Source organism: Psychrobacter sp. CX10 (genome assembly GCF_057621575.2).
Genome location: NZ_CM177736.1, coordinates 223752 through 239119, shown reverse-complemented (window position 1 = coordinate 239119; position 15368 = coordinate 223752). Strand labels below are relative to the sequence as shown.

The following is a 15368-nucleotide window of genomic DNA, read 5'->3' as shown; positions in this document are numbered from 1 at the left end:
AGATTGGTTCATAGTTATTGACTTCTTAGACACGGGTTTGATAATTAATCGAATTAAACTAGGGGCTTTCTAGAATATATAAATTATTGGCTGCAAGCTCTTGACTGATCTGACCGACATTGCCAGCGCCTTGGGCAATAATCATATCATTGGCTCTTAATATGCGCTGCATGACAGGTTCTAAGTTATTGATATCTACTAATTCAGGTTCTACTTCGCCACGCAATCGAATACTGCGAGCTAATGATCTGGTGTCAGCACCTAATATCGGTGCTTCGCCTGCGCTATATACATCTAGTAGTAACAGCTCATCAACTTGAGATAATACTTCGACAAAATCATCATAACAGTCACGGGTACGGCTATAGCGATGTGGCTGAAATAGCATGACCAAGCGGCGCTCGGGATAGCTTTCACGTGCCGCTTTGATTGTTGCCGCCACCTCGACTGGATGATGACCATAATCATCAATCAATAGGACATCACCATCGTCTTTTTCGACACAAGCGAGCTGCTCAAAGCGTCGCCCAACACCTGCAAATTTCGCCAAAGCACGCTTAATGGCATCGTCATCTACCCCTTCATCCGTTGCCATCGTCACCGCCGCCAATGCATTTAGCACATTGTGTTCGCCAGGGATATTTAGGGTTAAATCTAGAGGTTCACGGTCTTTACGTAGTACGGTGAAATGAGTTTTAGTGCCTTCAATGCTTACATTAGTGGCTTGGACACTATTATGCTGCTCAAAACCGAACGTCTGAACAGGGCGTCCAATATCATCTATCATAGCAGACAACTCTTTGTCGTCGCCACATACAACGGCCAATCCGTAAAAGGGCATATTTTGGAGAAATTGAATATAGGCCGCTTTCAATTTATCAAAACTATTCTCATACGTCTCCATATGGTCCTGATCTATATTGGTAACAATAGCGGCCATAGGATGTAAGGTCAAGAAAGAAGCATCCGACTCATCTGCCTCAGCGATAAGATAACGACTTGCGCCTAATGCAGCGTTCTTACCTGACGCATTAAGCTTACCTCCAATCACGTACGTTGGGTCATACCCCCCTTCCGTCATCATCATGGTAAGTAAGCTTGTCGTGGTCGTTTTGCCATGCGCGCCCGCCACAGCAATGCCGTGCCGATATCGCATCAACTCCCCTAACATATCTGCACGGCGTACCACAGGTAGACGTGCTTTCAACGCGGCTCGAATTTCAGGGTTATTACGATCTATCGCAGAAGAGACAACGAGCACATCCGCACGTCTTATATTTGTTGAGTCATGCCCTATAAAAACGTTAATACCCAGTGACTCTAATCGTTTGGTCACGGGGCTCTCTTTAATGTCTGAGCCACTCACATCATAGCCTTGGTTTTTAAGTACTTCGGCAATACCACACATCCCAGCACCGCCAATTCCAATAAAATGAATGCATTTAATACGGCGCATTTCAGGTATTTCGATTAATCGTAATGGCTGGGTGTTGTTTGACATACGTCTCTCTTAAAGTCTGATTGTTGAATACTTTGCTATTTTAAACACATTGCTATTTCAAACATTTAGCAATCTAAAGTCGCATCGGTACATCTTTATAGGATTAATAAAGTCAATAAAATTTAGAGGGTCGATAAATTTTATATGACGTTACTGTCGCATCTTAAACTTTATTATTAAAAAATTTATTGCTTTAAACGTTAATATTATGTGCTTACTGACTAGCGTACAATATATGACCAGATAAAATCTGCAGTTATCATCGTAGATCCTGGGTTTGCAAGTTCTCTACCCTTTATCGCCATTGATTGACATTTTTCTCGATCTAATTCATCTAATATTTCAGCCAGATACTCGGCAGAGAATTTACTTTGAGGGATCAAATAGGCTGCATCTTCAACGGCTAATGAACGTGCGTTTGCTGTTTGATGATCATCGACCGCATGAGGTAGAGGGACAAATATAGCCGCTAAACCAACGTTTTGAATTTCAGTCACAGTCAGTGCACCCGCTCGGCATACAATCACATCCGCCCACGCATAAGCTTTTGCCATGTCGACGATAAACGGCATGACTTCAACGTTATGTAGTGACTTATCTACAGACGTATAGTTAGCTTGGGTGATTTCGACATGTTTGCGTCCACACTGATGATGGACTTCAATTGGTATGTTAAGTTTTGCCAAAGCCGCGGGCACAGTTTCATTTAATATTTGAGCACCTAATGAGCCGCCAACTACCAATAGTCGTAAAGGGCTTTCATCATTTAGGTCATAACGCTTTTGTGGCGGTTTAATATTAAATATGGCGTCACGTACAGGATTACCAACGGTTTCAAGCTTTGGATTTTTTGGACTGTCGCTGTCACCAAAGGTATCCGGAAAAGCCTGTAATACTTTTGCAGATATTTTGGAGAGATAACGATTGCTCATACCAGCGATTGCATTTTGTTCATGGATAATAAGCGGTACATTCGTGGCTTTGGCTGCAAGACCCCCAGGCGCCGTTACATAGCCACCGAAACCCACCACCACATCAATTTGATTTGCTTTAATAATTTGAATACTGGCTAAGATGGCTTTTGATAATGTGAATGGCAATTTTAAGAGTCGTCCAACCCCTTTACCACGTAGTCCTTGCATCTCAATGGCATGGAACGTATACCCGACTGGTTTGACCAAATCATTTTCCATACCACTGGGCGTGCCTAACCAATGAATATCTGCCCCACGTTTGCTCAATTCTTCAGATACGGCCAACGCTGGGAATACATGTCCACCTGTACCTGCTGCCATCATCAATACTTGGGGTGCAACGCTCGCTGCTGAACTTAATTGACGGCTGCTAACTGCAGAAGATACAGACACAAGATACGCTCCTAACCAATTGTTCGAAAAATTATCATTAAAACCTTAAGTTAATCGTAGATTAACCACAAAATATAAAAGGTTTAAAATTAAATTAAAAAATCATACCACAAACTAGGGGCTGTTGAACATTCAAACATTATGACGGATAACAATTAACCAAAAAAACTCAATTTCAGTTAAGACTTCAAATAATTCTATTATAAATCACTATCTTAAAGGTAGTTAACTTAGCCGTTTGAATCCAAAATATTGACGTCATACATAAAATCTAATATTTAGTTCTATCAATTTGAAAATAGTTATTATTTGAAAAATTGCTATTAGCCAAGCAGTTTAGTTTAAATAATAAAAAAGCCAAGTAGCTTTTAGTAGGTGCTACTTGGCTCATTAACGTACTGATATATGTAAGTAATATTAATAATAAAAACTAAGTATAAAATGTGTATAAACGGGTACAGGGTACGCCTAAATCTATCGACGTTTCAAAATACGTGTTTTGCCCAATAATGAAATACCTTTATAACCCCGTAGTTTTAGCGTATCTCCATTTAACTCAGCTTTACCTGAGAAGGTCATACCCGTTTCAGGTTCAATACCAGAACCGCCGACATACTTATTGGGATTATTAGGATCTGCTTTTAGGCCCCAAAGCACAGTTGCACCCCTTAGCGGTTTGTTTTTAAACTTGCCCTCGCACGTATCGCAAACACTCTTACCTGCTGCACGCGGATCAAGCACCTTAACGATCTTAGCAGACAGTTTGCCTTGACTTTCTTTAAACTCTAGCACGGCATCAGGCTTACCATCATTAAAGGTAGTCCATTGTGTATTATTCAGCTGATCCGCTGCGTTTGCCATCAAGCCAATACCTAGACCAGTAACAAGTACTATTGATTTTACTAATGCGTTCATATGACATCCTTGTTGATTAATTAAAGCGCTTTTAGATATAAAGCTTATTTTAAATAGTTAGTCTTCACTTTTTAAATGTTAACTATAAATAATGTAATCATTATATAAATTATAGTGATGCACTAAGGTACTCCATGTACATCATGCATCAATTTTTATAATACTAAACTATTAGTATAAATACACTATTAAAAACAATTATTTATGACATAACAAATAAACCAAACTTATATTCATATTAACTATGTATCACTATATGACTAACAGAATCGGATGAATGCATTATGTATCATAAGTTCCTCGTTAAGCATATAGGACTGTACGCGTATAGGACCTCAAACGTATAGGACATGCTAAAGCCACATCAATTGTTATAAGATTCGCTATACTGACAGTCTCTTACGTTCGATAGCAATCATTAAATCGGTAGCAATATCGGTTCCGCATTGTGTATTGATTTCACGTACACAAGTTGGGCTGGTCACATTAATTTCAGTAATTTTGCCACCGATAACATCTAGCCCAACAAACATAAGCCCTTTTTGTTTAACAATAGGTGCAACTTGCTTTGCCACAGCCATCTCCTCATCGGTGACTGGCATAGCGACGCCTTGACCACCAGCCGCTAGGTTGCCGCGCGTTTCACCCTTAGTTGGAATGCGGGCCACGCTATAAGGCACAATCTCTCCATCGATAATTAATATACGCTTATCGCCCTCTTTGATCTCGGGTAAAAAACGTTGGGCCATTATCGGAAGTGTTTCAAGTTCTGTTAATATCTCTAGCGTCGCACCTATATTTGGGCTATCTGCAGTCAATCTAAATATGCCCGTACCGCCCATTCCATCTAATGGTTTGACAATGACATCCTCTTGTTCGCTGATAAATTTACGAATATGAGACTGTTTACTGGTCACGATTGTGGGGCTCATAAGATCACTAAACCATGTCGCAAATAGCTTTTCATTACAATCTCTTATTGCTTGAGGGTCATTGACAACAAGCACACCAGCATCTTTAGCATGATCGAGCATATAGGTACTGTATAAAAAACGCATGTTAAATGGCGGGTCTTTACGCATTAAAATCACATTATAATCGGTGATGAGCTGGGTCGTTTTTGAATCAAGCGTATAAAAATTTTCAGGATCACGGCGTACAGTTACTTTTTGTGCATCGACTTTCAGCGTACCTTGATCTAACCATAAATCATGTATTTGGCAGTAACCCAAACTATGACCGCGATCGCTGGCTGCCCACATCATCGCCAATGTCGAATCTTTTTTATAATTTACCGTAGATATCGGATCCATTACCACCAAGATATTCAGTGAGTGACTCGTTGACGTTTGACTCATGGTAACTTACTCCATTTATACGCCTTATTAGGCATAAATTTTTATTAATGATTTATCTGAGTGGTTAGATTATATTAAATACGGCTTACTTATAATTAAACTTATTTGGCTTGACTAGTTCTAAATCAGTAGTTTTAAATCAGTAGTTTTAAATCAGTAGTTTTAAATCAATAGTTTTAAATCAGTAGTTCTAAATCAATAGTATTAAGTAATAGTCTAAAGGCAATAATCTTAGCGCTTATACCCCATATTGTTCACGGTAATGACGCATTTTTGCAAGCTGAGTATCTTCCCCATTTACTGCCACGTACTCAATAATATCATCAATATCTACCAATGCTTTGACAGGTACATTCAAGCGTTGAGACAGCTCTTGAATGGCAGATTGCGCATCTTGACCGCGCTCTTTACGATCTAAAGCCACAATAATACCTGAAACCGTAGCGCCGGCGGCATCTAAAATATCAACCACTTCACGCATGGCAGTGCCCGCTGTAATAACATCATCGAGCACCCATACCGCTTTACCTTTAACATCAGTGCCCACCAAGCTACCGCCCTCTCCATGATCTTTCGCTTCTTTACGATTATAGCCCCATCGTGCATTTATACCATGGTTATTCCAAAGCGCTTGCGCAGTTGCAGCAACAAAAGGAATACCTTTATACGCTGCGCCAAATATAACGAGCTCCTCACTGTCTGCATCTTTGACTTGATCTGCTAAAGCTTGCGCATATCCATTTGCCAGCAACGAGAGTGTCTCTCCAGTTGCTAACAAGCCTGCGTTAAAAAAATAAGGACTAATACGGCCTGACTTAAGCACATATTCGCCAAATTTCAAAACATCATTGGACAATGCTAATTGAATAAGTTTACTACTACTAAACGTGTTGTGTGAAGAAGCTGCCATGTAAAACCCTATAAAGAACAAAATATAAAAAGAAAAACCTTAAAATTTTCAACCTTAATAATTCGCGTATTATAGCGCTAATTTAGGTGAGAAACAGCAAAGCCCTAGCTCATGACCATCCATTAATATAATAGTCACTAATATTGGGATACCGAGTTAGTAGTGAAGATTGAGAGGATATATTGGTATAAACAGCTTGCCCTACATTATCGCTCGTCATACCCTGTGCATTCTTTGAGGTTGCTGTTGAGTGCTGTTTAGCATGTACAACATCCATACCCAAATAGCTTGCTGCCATAATAACATGACCTTCAAACAGTCTGATCTGTCGGTATTGGTTTTCAAATTGCGGATGAATATTACACTGACTAAGTACATAACTGCGCATATGTTGGCATATTTGCGCCACGGTGAGACGTCTATTGACTGTTTTACGGGTTTGGCACTGCTTTAATATATGCACCGCAGTGCTACAGGCCAATATATCTGTCGCTATACTATCGACGCCATTATCAAAGCGTTCAGGATATAAAATGGTCTCCCAATTGGGCGCAAATATATCATTGATCATCTCTGGTACCTCATTAAATACTTCAATAGCAGAAACATTATCAAGCGTTGATTGATGGTCAGATAATTGATGGATCGATGTTTTCTTTATTGATTGTGCAGTACTCGCTTTGTCTGTTTTATCAGCGCTTATTTTAGCAAAGTTTGTTTTAGCAAAGTTTGTTTGATCAGCTTGAATTTCATCAGCGACATAGTTGTTAGGTTTTTTAGATTTTTTAGGGTGATTAGTGTCGTCATTAAATCCATAACGGGTCAAATTAGGATACTGGTTAAATGCCTTATATATGTCTGACATATCTAACAAGGTCATTTGAGTCAAGGGTGTTAATAAAGGGGCGCTGCTGTTCGCTTTGGGTTCAAAAAACCCTGAAGGCAGATTAATCAATCCCCCCAATTGCAATAGCTCAAAGTGTGAAGCGAGTTCAGGAGAGGCGATCAAGCTCCACCTTGAGTTATCATCCTCTTGAATTGGCAAGTTTGTTGCCATTGGATCTTGCTTAGACAACAACTGATCAAGCGATTGTTTATAACGCGGGGCAGGCACAGGTATGTCTGTCAAAGGACGATCTGGATTTAATGCAGTCGTAGACGCATCATAATTCGGATGTTGTATGCCCGCTTGTTCAATCTGTTTTTGCAATAGCGACTTGGCCATCAGATCCTCATTATTTCTTTCAAAAGGCGCACCTATTGGATAAGGAGCGTCTAAATTGTAGATATCTGTATTCATAATACTAACTTTTTATATCGTATGTTTTGGGTGATTACCTAATTGGTTGAATATCAGTGACTTAGCTATCTATTATTTGCTTAACAAAGGGTATTAACGCATTTTGTATCGTATAGCCATATTACATCCACAATCTATCGTTAAAGGTGTTGCAATATATGCATATAGCCACTTCGCCAATCTGGATATTGTAACCAATGACGCGGTATATTGCTGTGTAAACGTTTACCACTCATCTTAATATTTGTATCCAAACTTGTCTGAGATGACGGCTCTATTTCCTCATCAGATGCCAAATCCGGCGGTGTGCTATCCACACGCTTCGCAAGCCAGCTCATGAGCGTATAAGAAGTTACGGGGTCATAATCGGTTGCAATATATATAGGCTTGAGCCCATCTTCTGCTGATAAGCACATTATTTGAACTATAATGTTTATTAAATCGGTGTCCATGATACGGTTGGTCCACGCAAAAGGGGGCATTGCAGGCTTCGGATCTTCTTTCGCTTTGCGAACACGCATTAAACGCTCTTTTCCATAAATACCACTCGGTCTTACAATCACTGACCGCTGTCCATATGCATGGCGTAGGACCTCTTCGGCTTTCAATATATATGTTGACGCTTCTCGCTTTGGCGTCAACGGCTCTACTGTCTCATCTATCCACTCGCCCCTATCTTGACCATATACACCTGTTGAGGATACAAACACTACCCGTTCAAGCTTTGGCAGCTGAGGCTCAAGCTTGGCAATATGCTCAGCTATACCATAATAAGTATGTTGGTAGTCTTTAGCATCATAATTATCAGGCGTTACCACTATCAAAATATGAGTAAAGGGACTTAACTGATCTGCCGTAATCTCAAGTGCATCTGCTTGAATATAGTAAGCGTGGTTACTAAGCTCATAATCTTGGCGACTGCCCCGAGCCAAACCTGTTACCACAAATCCATTATTAGCCAATTGATTGGTCACTGGCAATCCAATGTCACCCTGACCTATTATTAAAAAATTCTGTTCGGTTGTTGGTTGTATTGAATCGGTTTGAGACATTTAACTCACCTTAGCTTATTTTATTATTTTAAATATAAATTAAGTCAGTTAAGCAAGATGTATGTATAGGATAAACACACTTATTAATATTAAAAATTATTAAAGCATTTACCTATTTGGTCGTTTAAGCTACCTATTTAATCTTAAGCTTTTTTAACTAAAAATTAACTAGTTCAACTAAACTAATTTTATTCTAATAACCATGTGATGGCTTGCTTAACAACTTGCGGATCTGACAACAATGCTATATGACTGACACCGTACAAAACAGCTTTTTGGCTTTTTGGTACATTCAAATTATGATATTCGTCCTGCTCACCAAGCGCTGAATTAATATCGACCAAACCATCACCAAGCACTTGGCTAACTTTAGACGTGTCTTTTTCTTCGCTCAACGTACTTGCTAACAAATAGGTGGTCATATGTTTAGGTAATGGTGTAACCAGACGCTCATGATTAGGAAGTACGCTACGGGTAGTTAGAGTATGCCAGTCCTCATCTCGAATACTACCATGTCGTAAATCAATAATACCGGCACTACGTATATCTCCAAGTCTACTTAGAGATCCTGCAAAGGGTAACCTGTTGATCGTTTGCTGTACGCTATCTCCAATTCTTTCTAAAACAGCGCCGTGGTGAGGGGTACCAAGTGTAATAAGTTTAATAACCTTATCTACCCAATTATTAGGGAATGATCTACCATAGAATAAAGCGCTACGCGATACCAAACCGCCCATACTATGCCCAATCAAATTAATGGTTTCAATGTTAGGATAATTTTGTACTAAGGTTTGCATTAGATTAGAGAGCTCGCGACCATTAACAGATATACGTTGACCACTATTGTAGTTTAAATAAAGCACGGTAGTATTTGGTATCTTTTTCAAAATCGATAGGCCTAAAGCATCCGCCTCATTTGGATGCCAGTTTTGATAACCCATGCATAGTCCGTGTAAGACAATAACAACGTTGGAAGCCAAAGTAGACGACTTAGGTAAACTTGATGAGATGGCTTGTGTGTTTAAGGGCTCTGATGAGTATGCTGAACTTTTAAAGTTTGGAGGATAATATGCAATAGGTATTAGCTCGCCGCGGCTGTCGTATAACTGCATAGATAGTGCTAAAGGATTTTTATTAGTCACTAAATGATCACCCATTACCCCATTAATGACATTAACCAATTCATGAAACTTATCAGGTAAAGGATAAGAATATTTATGTTCCAAAGTTTTATTATATTGACGAAAACCAAAAGCAATGCTATAACCTACTACTGAAGTTATACCTTTGATATAGCCATAAATGCGGCTACTAATCCCCTTATTCCAAATATTGCCATACTTATGATTCAATAAGCCAATGGGACGTAATACGATTTCACGATGAATAGCTTCTACTATTCCTGTGGTTTCAATAACACCTATAACCCCTAATTGAGACATGCCTGCTAGAAAATCGGGAATTGATATTGGTGTCGCTTTATAAATTTCAGGTTCACAGCTTTCGGTTGTAAGAGGGTCAGCCTTATAAGTTCCAGCTTTTAGTAAGGCCGATTTAATAGGGTCGTAAGAATCTAGCATAACGTCATCTCCTAAACAGTAAAAGCCATCGAACAATCATAATTAAAAGGCTTTAAAAATAGTTTACATAAGATAATCGAATGTCGTCCTGCCCTTCAATATCGTCTTGCAACTCATAATTACCTTGCAATCTAATGGCATGATTTTTACCCAGATCATATTGAGCCCCTAAACTAACAATAGGCTGCCAATAACTGTCTTTGATACGATCATTTTTAGAGTCGCCGTGGTACCAGTATGGCACTTTGACCTCTCCTACCAGTCTGGCACGGCTATTAAGGTGATAACGGCATCCCAAATTAACGCCTGCGCCCACTCTATATCCTTTATTTAATCCTTTACCCACCTGTGCCACACTCGTACCGAGTGCGTAACATAGCTGTGGTGGTAATTCACCCGAACCAACCGTAGGGTTGCCAAAAGCGACTGATCCCCCTTTCTCAAAGGCGACGCTACCTACAAGGTGGCTAGTATGTGGATCATTATCTGCATTATCGCGGTTCATATTAGAACCATCTTTTACTTGAGTGGCCTGAATATTTACGCCCCAACTAGATAACCAAGACTCACCGTTACGAGCGGTATTCAATGGATTAAGAGACCTGCCACGTAATATAGCTAATTCTTGTAACTCTACATGGTCATGGCTGCCTTTAGACTTAGCGTCATCTTTATATACTCTTAATTCAAGATTACCTGCTTCAAGATGGAAATTTTGCGGATAGCCACTGGGTCGATCTAATAGATCATTAAATCCGCCACGATACGCCAAGCTGATATAGCCAGTATTATCATGTGTTCCTACCCCAATCATCGTTCGCTGCAATTCATGTGCATTTAAAGGATTGTTATCGACAGGAACTAAATTAGTCGGTTGCAGCTTATTATCATCGTCAATACTACTACGTGGCATATCTTTTAACTGAGAGTTGTTAATCTTCGCTTGCTTTAGGGTAAGGTCTGCTGGAAAATACTCATAATCTTTAATTAATCCTTCTCGTTTTAACAACCGAACCACATCAGAAGGTACCACTGCTAAGGTGAATTCATCTAATAAATTATCTTGGGGACGAATGATATCAATGTAGCGTAATATTTCCGAAGCGCAGTTATCTTTTGTAAAATAATAAGGCAGTTCTAAGTCTTTAGATTCATACACATGACGCAAAATCTGTTGAACCTCGTCTAGCGACAAATCTAACGCATAGGTCCAGACATCCCGATTATCATTTTGCAAATAATCAGCCAGTTTTATGGGATAGGGCTCTATAGTAATTTCGTTGGGATAGCCGCCAAATGCTGCATTTAGTCCGTACATGATAAATGAATCCTCAGGATCTCCCGCTACAGTATCATTTAGGGCATGCGCTTCATCAATCGCTTTAGGATCTGCCAGACTTTTAGCTGAATCTATTAACATCAGAGTATGACCAAATGCCGACACAGGTCGATCAGGGTACTCTTCTGCAAATACGACGGACAACCGTTTAGGGTCAAGTGCTTTGAACCAATTGTCGAAATCAGGGCAGTTAGGAGTTATGTGTGTTAAACCCAGTTCATTTTTTAACCAATGCATTCTTGCAGGAAACCGACATGCCACACTATCGTTTCCATCAATCCCTTGAGTAATGGTTGCTTCAATAAATGCAATTAATTCAGCTTTTGGATCTACTTTACCGTTTTGGCTAATAAAAAAATGAGGCAAATCGATTTGACTCTCGTAATTCTGTTCGCCCCCTTTGTAATAATGAAGACGTAGCCACGTAGGATGCGTCGCAAGGTTTTGCTCATCGGCTTTTTTAATTAACTGGTTAATAAGATATTGATGATCAGTATTTTTGGATGTTTCTTGTTTGGATGTTTTTTGGTAGTTATTATTAAAGTTATTATTAAAGTTATAATTTGAAGCGATTTCGCTAGCTTGAACATTTTGAGACAACCCTAAACTCATAGTACATATTAAATATGCAAAAGGTATGGCAAATTTAGTAGTAAATTGATAAGGTAATATTATAAAGTCTAAATAATTGTTTTTACTATGATTAACCGCCTTTTTTAAATAGTTGAAACAAACAAATGACGTTAAATTTGAATATGACATAACAAACCTTATTAATTATCATGTTGCAAGATATGCACACCACTTGTCTGCATCAAAATCTTTTAGGAATACAATGATTAAATAATAGCATGCGAAACATTTTATACCATCAATAATCTCGTTTGATTTTTATATTGTTGTACATTAAATAAACAGTCACCTTAACTAGTGCGTGCCTTCAGTTTGAAAGTGGTAATAAATATAAGATAAATCGCAGTCATACAAGGAAATTAACGCAGATAATATCATTATATTAATCCGTTATTTGACGATGTATGTCAAGATTTAGGTATTTTTAGCCCATTGTTTTGTCATGATACGAATTGAAGAAACACCCTAATAGAGACCTTCATTGGTAGAGACCATGTATAAACTATTCTCCACTTACGATACCCCATCTGTGTCTCTAAGCATCGATTCTGGAAGATTGCTTGAAGCGCAATGGCTGTCGTCCCCTAACTTTAACGATCGTCCTAAAGATACTGTCATTAGTGCCATCGTCATCCATAATATTAGCTTACCACCCTTTGAGTTTGAACAGACAGACAGTAAGGGACAGCATTATGTTAAGTCACTTTTTACCAACACGTTAGATTGGGATGCTCATCCCTATTTTAAAACTATAGAAGGTATGAAGGTTTCTGCTCATTTATTTATAGAACGTAATGGTGCAATCACTCAGTTTGTTAACTTTGAAGATCGCGCGTGGCACGCCGGACGTTCAAGCTACTTGGGTACGCCTGAATGTAATGATTACACTATAGGTATTGAGCTTGAAGGCACCGATTTTCGTGACTTTAGTGATTTACAATACGACGCTTTGACGTCAGCTATTGCGGCTATTCATAAAGCTTACCCTCAAACCCGCCGCCATATCACAGGCCATAGCGATATTGCACCAGGGCGCAAAACAGACCCAGGCAAACATTTTGATTGGCTTAAATTGCGCCAAAAGCTAAGTCAGCTTATAGAAATGGATAGTGATTTTTTATAAATGGTAGTGAATTTATAAATAATAGGGGTTTTTATAAATAGTAGTGGTTTTTATTATTAGTGACTGTATTTAGCGCCGCAGTCCTTTAATTTAAGCGTATCTTTCATTTGACATCTTATCTTTAAAATATCATTAGGAATGACAGTTAATGATATAATTCGCAAAATTTTATAATAAATTGAAATTTTGCGAATTTTTTTTATGCAATTTTTGGCAATTTTAGACAATACTTTGTAACAAAGGCGCTTAGATTACATGGCAAAAAGTAAATTATTTCGCTCTACAATGGTTGTAAGCTCAATGACCATGCTTTCACGCATACTAGGTCTAGTACGTGACATGGTTCTTATGGGTGTTTTTGGGGCTGGCGGGTTGATGGATGCCTTCTTGGTAGCCTTTAAAATCCCTAACTTTTTGCGGCGGCTGTTTGCTGAGGGTGCCTTTAGTCAAGCATTTGTCCCCGTTTTATCTGAATATAAAGAACGCTTTACCCTCCAAAAAGTTCAAATATTAGTTAGCCGCACCTCAGGCGCATTATTACTAATATTATCTATGCTTACCATCGTTGTGATGCTCGCCTCACCTTGGGTAATTACATTATTTGCACCGGGCTTTGCTGACGATCCCCAAAAGTTTAATATGGCTAGTGACTTGCTGCGTTTGACCTTCCCTTATTTATTATTTATCTCAATGACTGCATTTGCGGGCAGTATTTTACAAAGCTATGGACGCTTCGCCGCGCCAGCCATTGCGCCAGTGCTACTTAATCTTTGTATGATATCGGGTGCGCTTATATTTTCACCGATGTTCGATAAACCTATCATGGCTCTTGGCTACGCTGTCGCCATTGCAGGTCTATTGCAATTTTTTATTCAGCTGCCTCAGCTCTATATGCAAAAGCTATTGGTCAAACCTAAAGTTGATTTTCAGCATGAAGGGGTACGCCGAATTTTAAATTTAATGTTGCCTGCCATATTTGGGGTATCTGTCACTCAGATAAATTTGTTATTAAACACCATACTAGCTTCGTTGATGATAACAGGATCGGTCTCCTGGTTGTACGCAGCCGAGCGGTTAACAGAGCTGCCATTGGGACTGATTGGTGTGGCGATTGGAACCGTTATTCTACCCAGCCTATCGACCAGTGAAGCTAAAAAAGATGATGTCACGTTTCGTAAGACACTCGACTGGGCGGCGCGTCTAATTATTGTCGTCGGCATGCCAGCGGCGTGTGCCCTATTTGTATTGTCCGATGTGCTCATGCAAACACTCTTTATGCGCGGTGAGTTCATGTTAGAGGACGCTAATATGAGCGGGTTTGCATTACGTAGTATGGCAGGAGGGATATTAGGGTTTATGCTCATTAAAATTTTTGCCCCTGCCTTCTTTGCCCGTCAAGATACCAAGACCCCTGTTAAGATTGGGATTGTGACCGTCATAGCAAATATGATTTTTAGCTTAATATTTGTGGGTATTTTTTATTATTTTAAACTGCCTTTACATGGTGGTCTAGCCCTTGCCACCACTGGTGCCTCTTTAGTTAATGCTGGGCTTTTGTATTATCTACTGCACAAACGCAACTTGTTCCGCTTTGGTCCACATTGGAGGAAGCTTATTTTACAGTTTGCTTCTGCAAGTGTAGTGATGACGGGCGCACTTTATTATGTACTGCCCTATTTCCCTACCCATTCGTCACAGTTATACCGTGTCATAGCATTGCTTCTTATTTGTGCGCTCGGCGCAGTTGTGTATGGCGTTGTGTTATTAGCATCAGGTTTTAGACCGCATCAGCTTAAGCATGGTTAACTTTATGCAGCCCTAAGATCTAATTTATACAATAAAAAAGCCACCGCAATAAACGGTGGCATTTTAATAAATAAAATTTATTCAAAAGCTGTAATTTACTAACTAACTTACTAAGTTTAGATAAGTGAGTATTACTCAGCGTCAGTTTTTTTAGCTTTACTACGTCCGCCAAATGCACCAAAACGCTTGTTAAAGCTAGCAACACGACCTTCGTTAGACGTTTTACGCTGCTCGCCTGTGTAGAAAGGATGCGAGGCACTTGAGATATCAAGTGGATAGTAAGGATATTCTTTACCTTCATACTCACGTGTGGCTTTAGTTTTAGCAGTTGAACGAGTTAAGAAGTACACGTCAGCATTTGTGTCGTGGAATAATACTTCTTGGTACTCTGGGTGGATATCTTTACGCATAATAATTTCTCTCTGTGTCCGATATACAGCTTAGCTGTATGTAACTGAGGCACTAGCGCATTTAATAATTAGCC

The 15368-nt window shown here is 39.3% G+C and carries 12 protein-coding genes; 2 read left to right on the top strand and 10 right to left on the bottom strand.

Annotation, left to right across the window (positions count from 1 at the left end):
- Window positions 1–58: 58 nt before the first annotated feature.
- The 9 genes from murC to AC21OH_RS00980 all read right to left on the bottom strand — a co-directional run bounded on the left by murC (window position 59) and on the right by AC21OH_RS00980 (window position 12084).
- The gene (gene murC, locus AC21OH_RS01020; protein WP_487369753.1) at window positions 59–1501 is read right to left on the bottom strand and encodes a UDP-N-acetylmuramate--L-alanine ligase; all 1443 of its coding nucleotides are present in this window, start codon (window positions 1499–1501) and stop codon (window positions 59–61) included.
- A 221-nt stretch (window positions 1502–1722) separates the two neighbouring features.
- Window positions 1723–2799 (bottom strand): undecaprenyldiphospho-muramoylpentapeptide beta-N-acetylglucosaminyltransferase, encoded by a 1077-nt coding sequence (gene murG / locus AC21OH_RS01015; protein WP_487369771.1) that lies wholly within the window; start codon window positions 2797–2799, stop codon window positions 1723–1725.
- A gap of 543 nt (window positions 2800–3342) precedes the next feature.
- Window positions 3343–3783 (bottom strand): DUF2147 domain-containing protein, encoded by a 441-nt coding sequence (locus AC21OH_RS01010; RefSeq protein WP_486534550.1) that lies wholly within the window; start codon window positions 3781–3783, stop codon window positions 3343–3345.
- 383 nt (window positions 3784–4166) lie between these two features.
- Window positions 4167–5141 (bottom strand): glutathione synthase, encoded by a 975-nt coding sequence (gene gshB / locus AC21OH_RS01005; protein ID WP_487369752.1) that lies wholly within the window; start codon window positions 5139–5141, stop codon window positions 4167–4169.
- A gap of 238 nt (window positions 5142–5379) precedes the next feature.
- The gene (gene pyrE / locus AC21OH_RS01000) at window positions 5380–6051 is read right to left on the bottom strand and encodes an orotate phosphoribosyltransferase (protein ID WP_487369751.1); all 672 of its coding nucleotides are present in this window, start codon (window positions 6049–6051) and stop codon (window positions 5380–5382) included.
- Window positions 6052–6160: 109 nt separating this feature from the next.
- Window positions 6161–7351, bottom strand: a complete 1191-nt coding sequence (locus tag AC21OH_RS00995) for a hypothetical protein (RefSeq protein ID WP_487369749.1) — start codon at window positions 7349–7351, stop codon at window positions 6161–6163.
- 140 nt (window positions 7352–7491) lie between these two features.
- Complete coding sequence (locus AC21OH_RS00990) at window positions 7492–8403, bottom strand: NAD-dependent epimerase/dehydratase family protein (protein ID WP_487369748.1); 912 nt, start codon at window positions 8401–8403, stop codon at window positions 7492–7494.
- Window positions 8404–8591: 188 nt separating this feature from the next.
- Window positions 8592–9983 carry a PGAP1-like alpha/beta domain-containing protein gene (locus AC21OH_RS00985; RefSeq protein ID WP_487369747.1) on the bottom strand — a complete coding sequence of 464 codons (1392 nt, stop codon included), beginning with the start codon at window positions 9981–9983 and terminating at the stop codon, window positions 8592–8594.
- A gap of 52 nt (window positions 9984–10035) precedes the next feature.
- Complete coding sequence (locus AC21OH_RS00980; protein WP_487369745.1) at window positions 10036–12084, bottom strand: Lnb N-terminal periplasmic domain-containing protein; 2049 nt, start codon at window positions 12082–12084, stop codon at window positions 10036–10038.
- Between the two features lie 364 nt (window positions 12085–12448).
- On the opposite strand from AC21OH_RS00980, the gene ampD reads away from it, so the two are divergent.
- Window positions 12449–13078 carry a 1,6-anhydro-N-acetylmuramyl-L-alanine amidase AmpD gene (ampD, locus tag AC21OH_RS00975; protein ID WP_487369744.1) on the top strand — a complete coding sequence of 210 codons (630 nt, stop codon included), beginning with the start codon at window positions 12449–12451 and terminating at the stop codon, window positions 13076–13078.
- 255 nt (window positions 13079–13333) lie between these two features.
- Window positions 13334–14884 (top strand): murein biosynthesis integral membrane protein MurJ, encoded by a 1551-nt coding sequence (murJ, locus tag AC21OH_RS00970; RefSeq protein ID WP_487369742.1) that lies wholly within the window; start codon window positions 13334–13336, stop codon window positions 14882–14884.
- 131 nt (window positions 14885–15015) lie between these two features.
- Here murJ and AC21OH_RS00965 read toward each other — a convergent pair whose 3' ends face one another.
- Window positions 15016–15294: a type B 50S ribosomal protein L31 gene (locus AC21OH_RS00965; protein ID WP_077449633.1), complete on the bottom strand. Its 279-nt coding sequence runs from the start codon at window positions 15292–15294 to the stop codon at window positions 15016–15018.
- Window positions 15295–15368 lie beyond the last annotated feature (74 nt).

Coding starts and splice junctions, on each gene's coding strand:
- murC (WP_487369753.1), bottom strand. CDS start 1,501: ATGTCAAACAACACCCAGCCATTACGATTAATCGAAATACCTGAAATG.
- AC21OH_RS00965 (WP_077449633.1), bottom strand. CDS start 15,294: ATGCGTAAAGATATCCACCCAGAGTACCAAGAAGTATTATTCCACGAC.
- murG (WP_487369771.1), bottom strand. CDS start 2,799: ATGATGGCAGCAGGTACAGGTGGACATGTATTCCCAGCGTTGGCCGTA.
- AC21OH_RS00990 (WP_487369748.1), bottom strand. CDS start 8,403: ATGTCTCAAACCGATTCAATACAACCAACAACCGAACAGAATTTTTTA.
- pyrE (WP_487369751.1), bottom strand. CDS start 6,051: ATGGCAGCTTCTTCACACAACACGTTTAGTAGTAGTAAACTTATTCAA.
- AC21OH_RS01010 (WP_486534550.1), bottom strand. CDS start 3,783: ATGAACGCATTAGTAAAATCAATAGTACTTGTTACTGGTCTAGGTATT.
- gshB (WP_487369752.1), bottom strand. CDS start 5,141: ATGAGTCAAACGTCAACGAGTCACTCACTGAATATCTTGGTGGTAATG.
- murJ (WP_487369742.1), top strand. CDS start 13,334: ATGGCAAAAAGTAAATTATTTCGCTCTACAATGGTTGTAAGCTCAATG.
- AC21OH_RS00985 (WP_487369747.1), bottom strand. CDS start 9,983: ATGCTAGATTCTTACGACCCTATTAAATCGGCCTTACTAAAAGCTGGA.
- AC21OH_RS00995 (WP_487369749.1), bottom strand. CDS start 7,351: ATGAATACAGATATCTACAATTTAGACGCTCCTTATCCAATAGGTGCG.
- AC21OH_RS00980 (WP_487369745.1), bottom strand. CDS start 12,084: ATGTCATATTCAAATTTAACGTCATTTGTTTGTTTCAACTATTTAAAA.
- ampD (WP_487369744.1), top strand. CDS start 12,449: ATGTATAAACTATTCTCCACTTACGATACCCCATCTGTGTCTCTAAGC.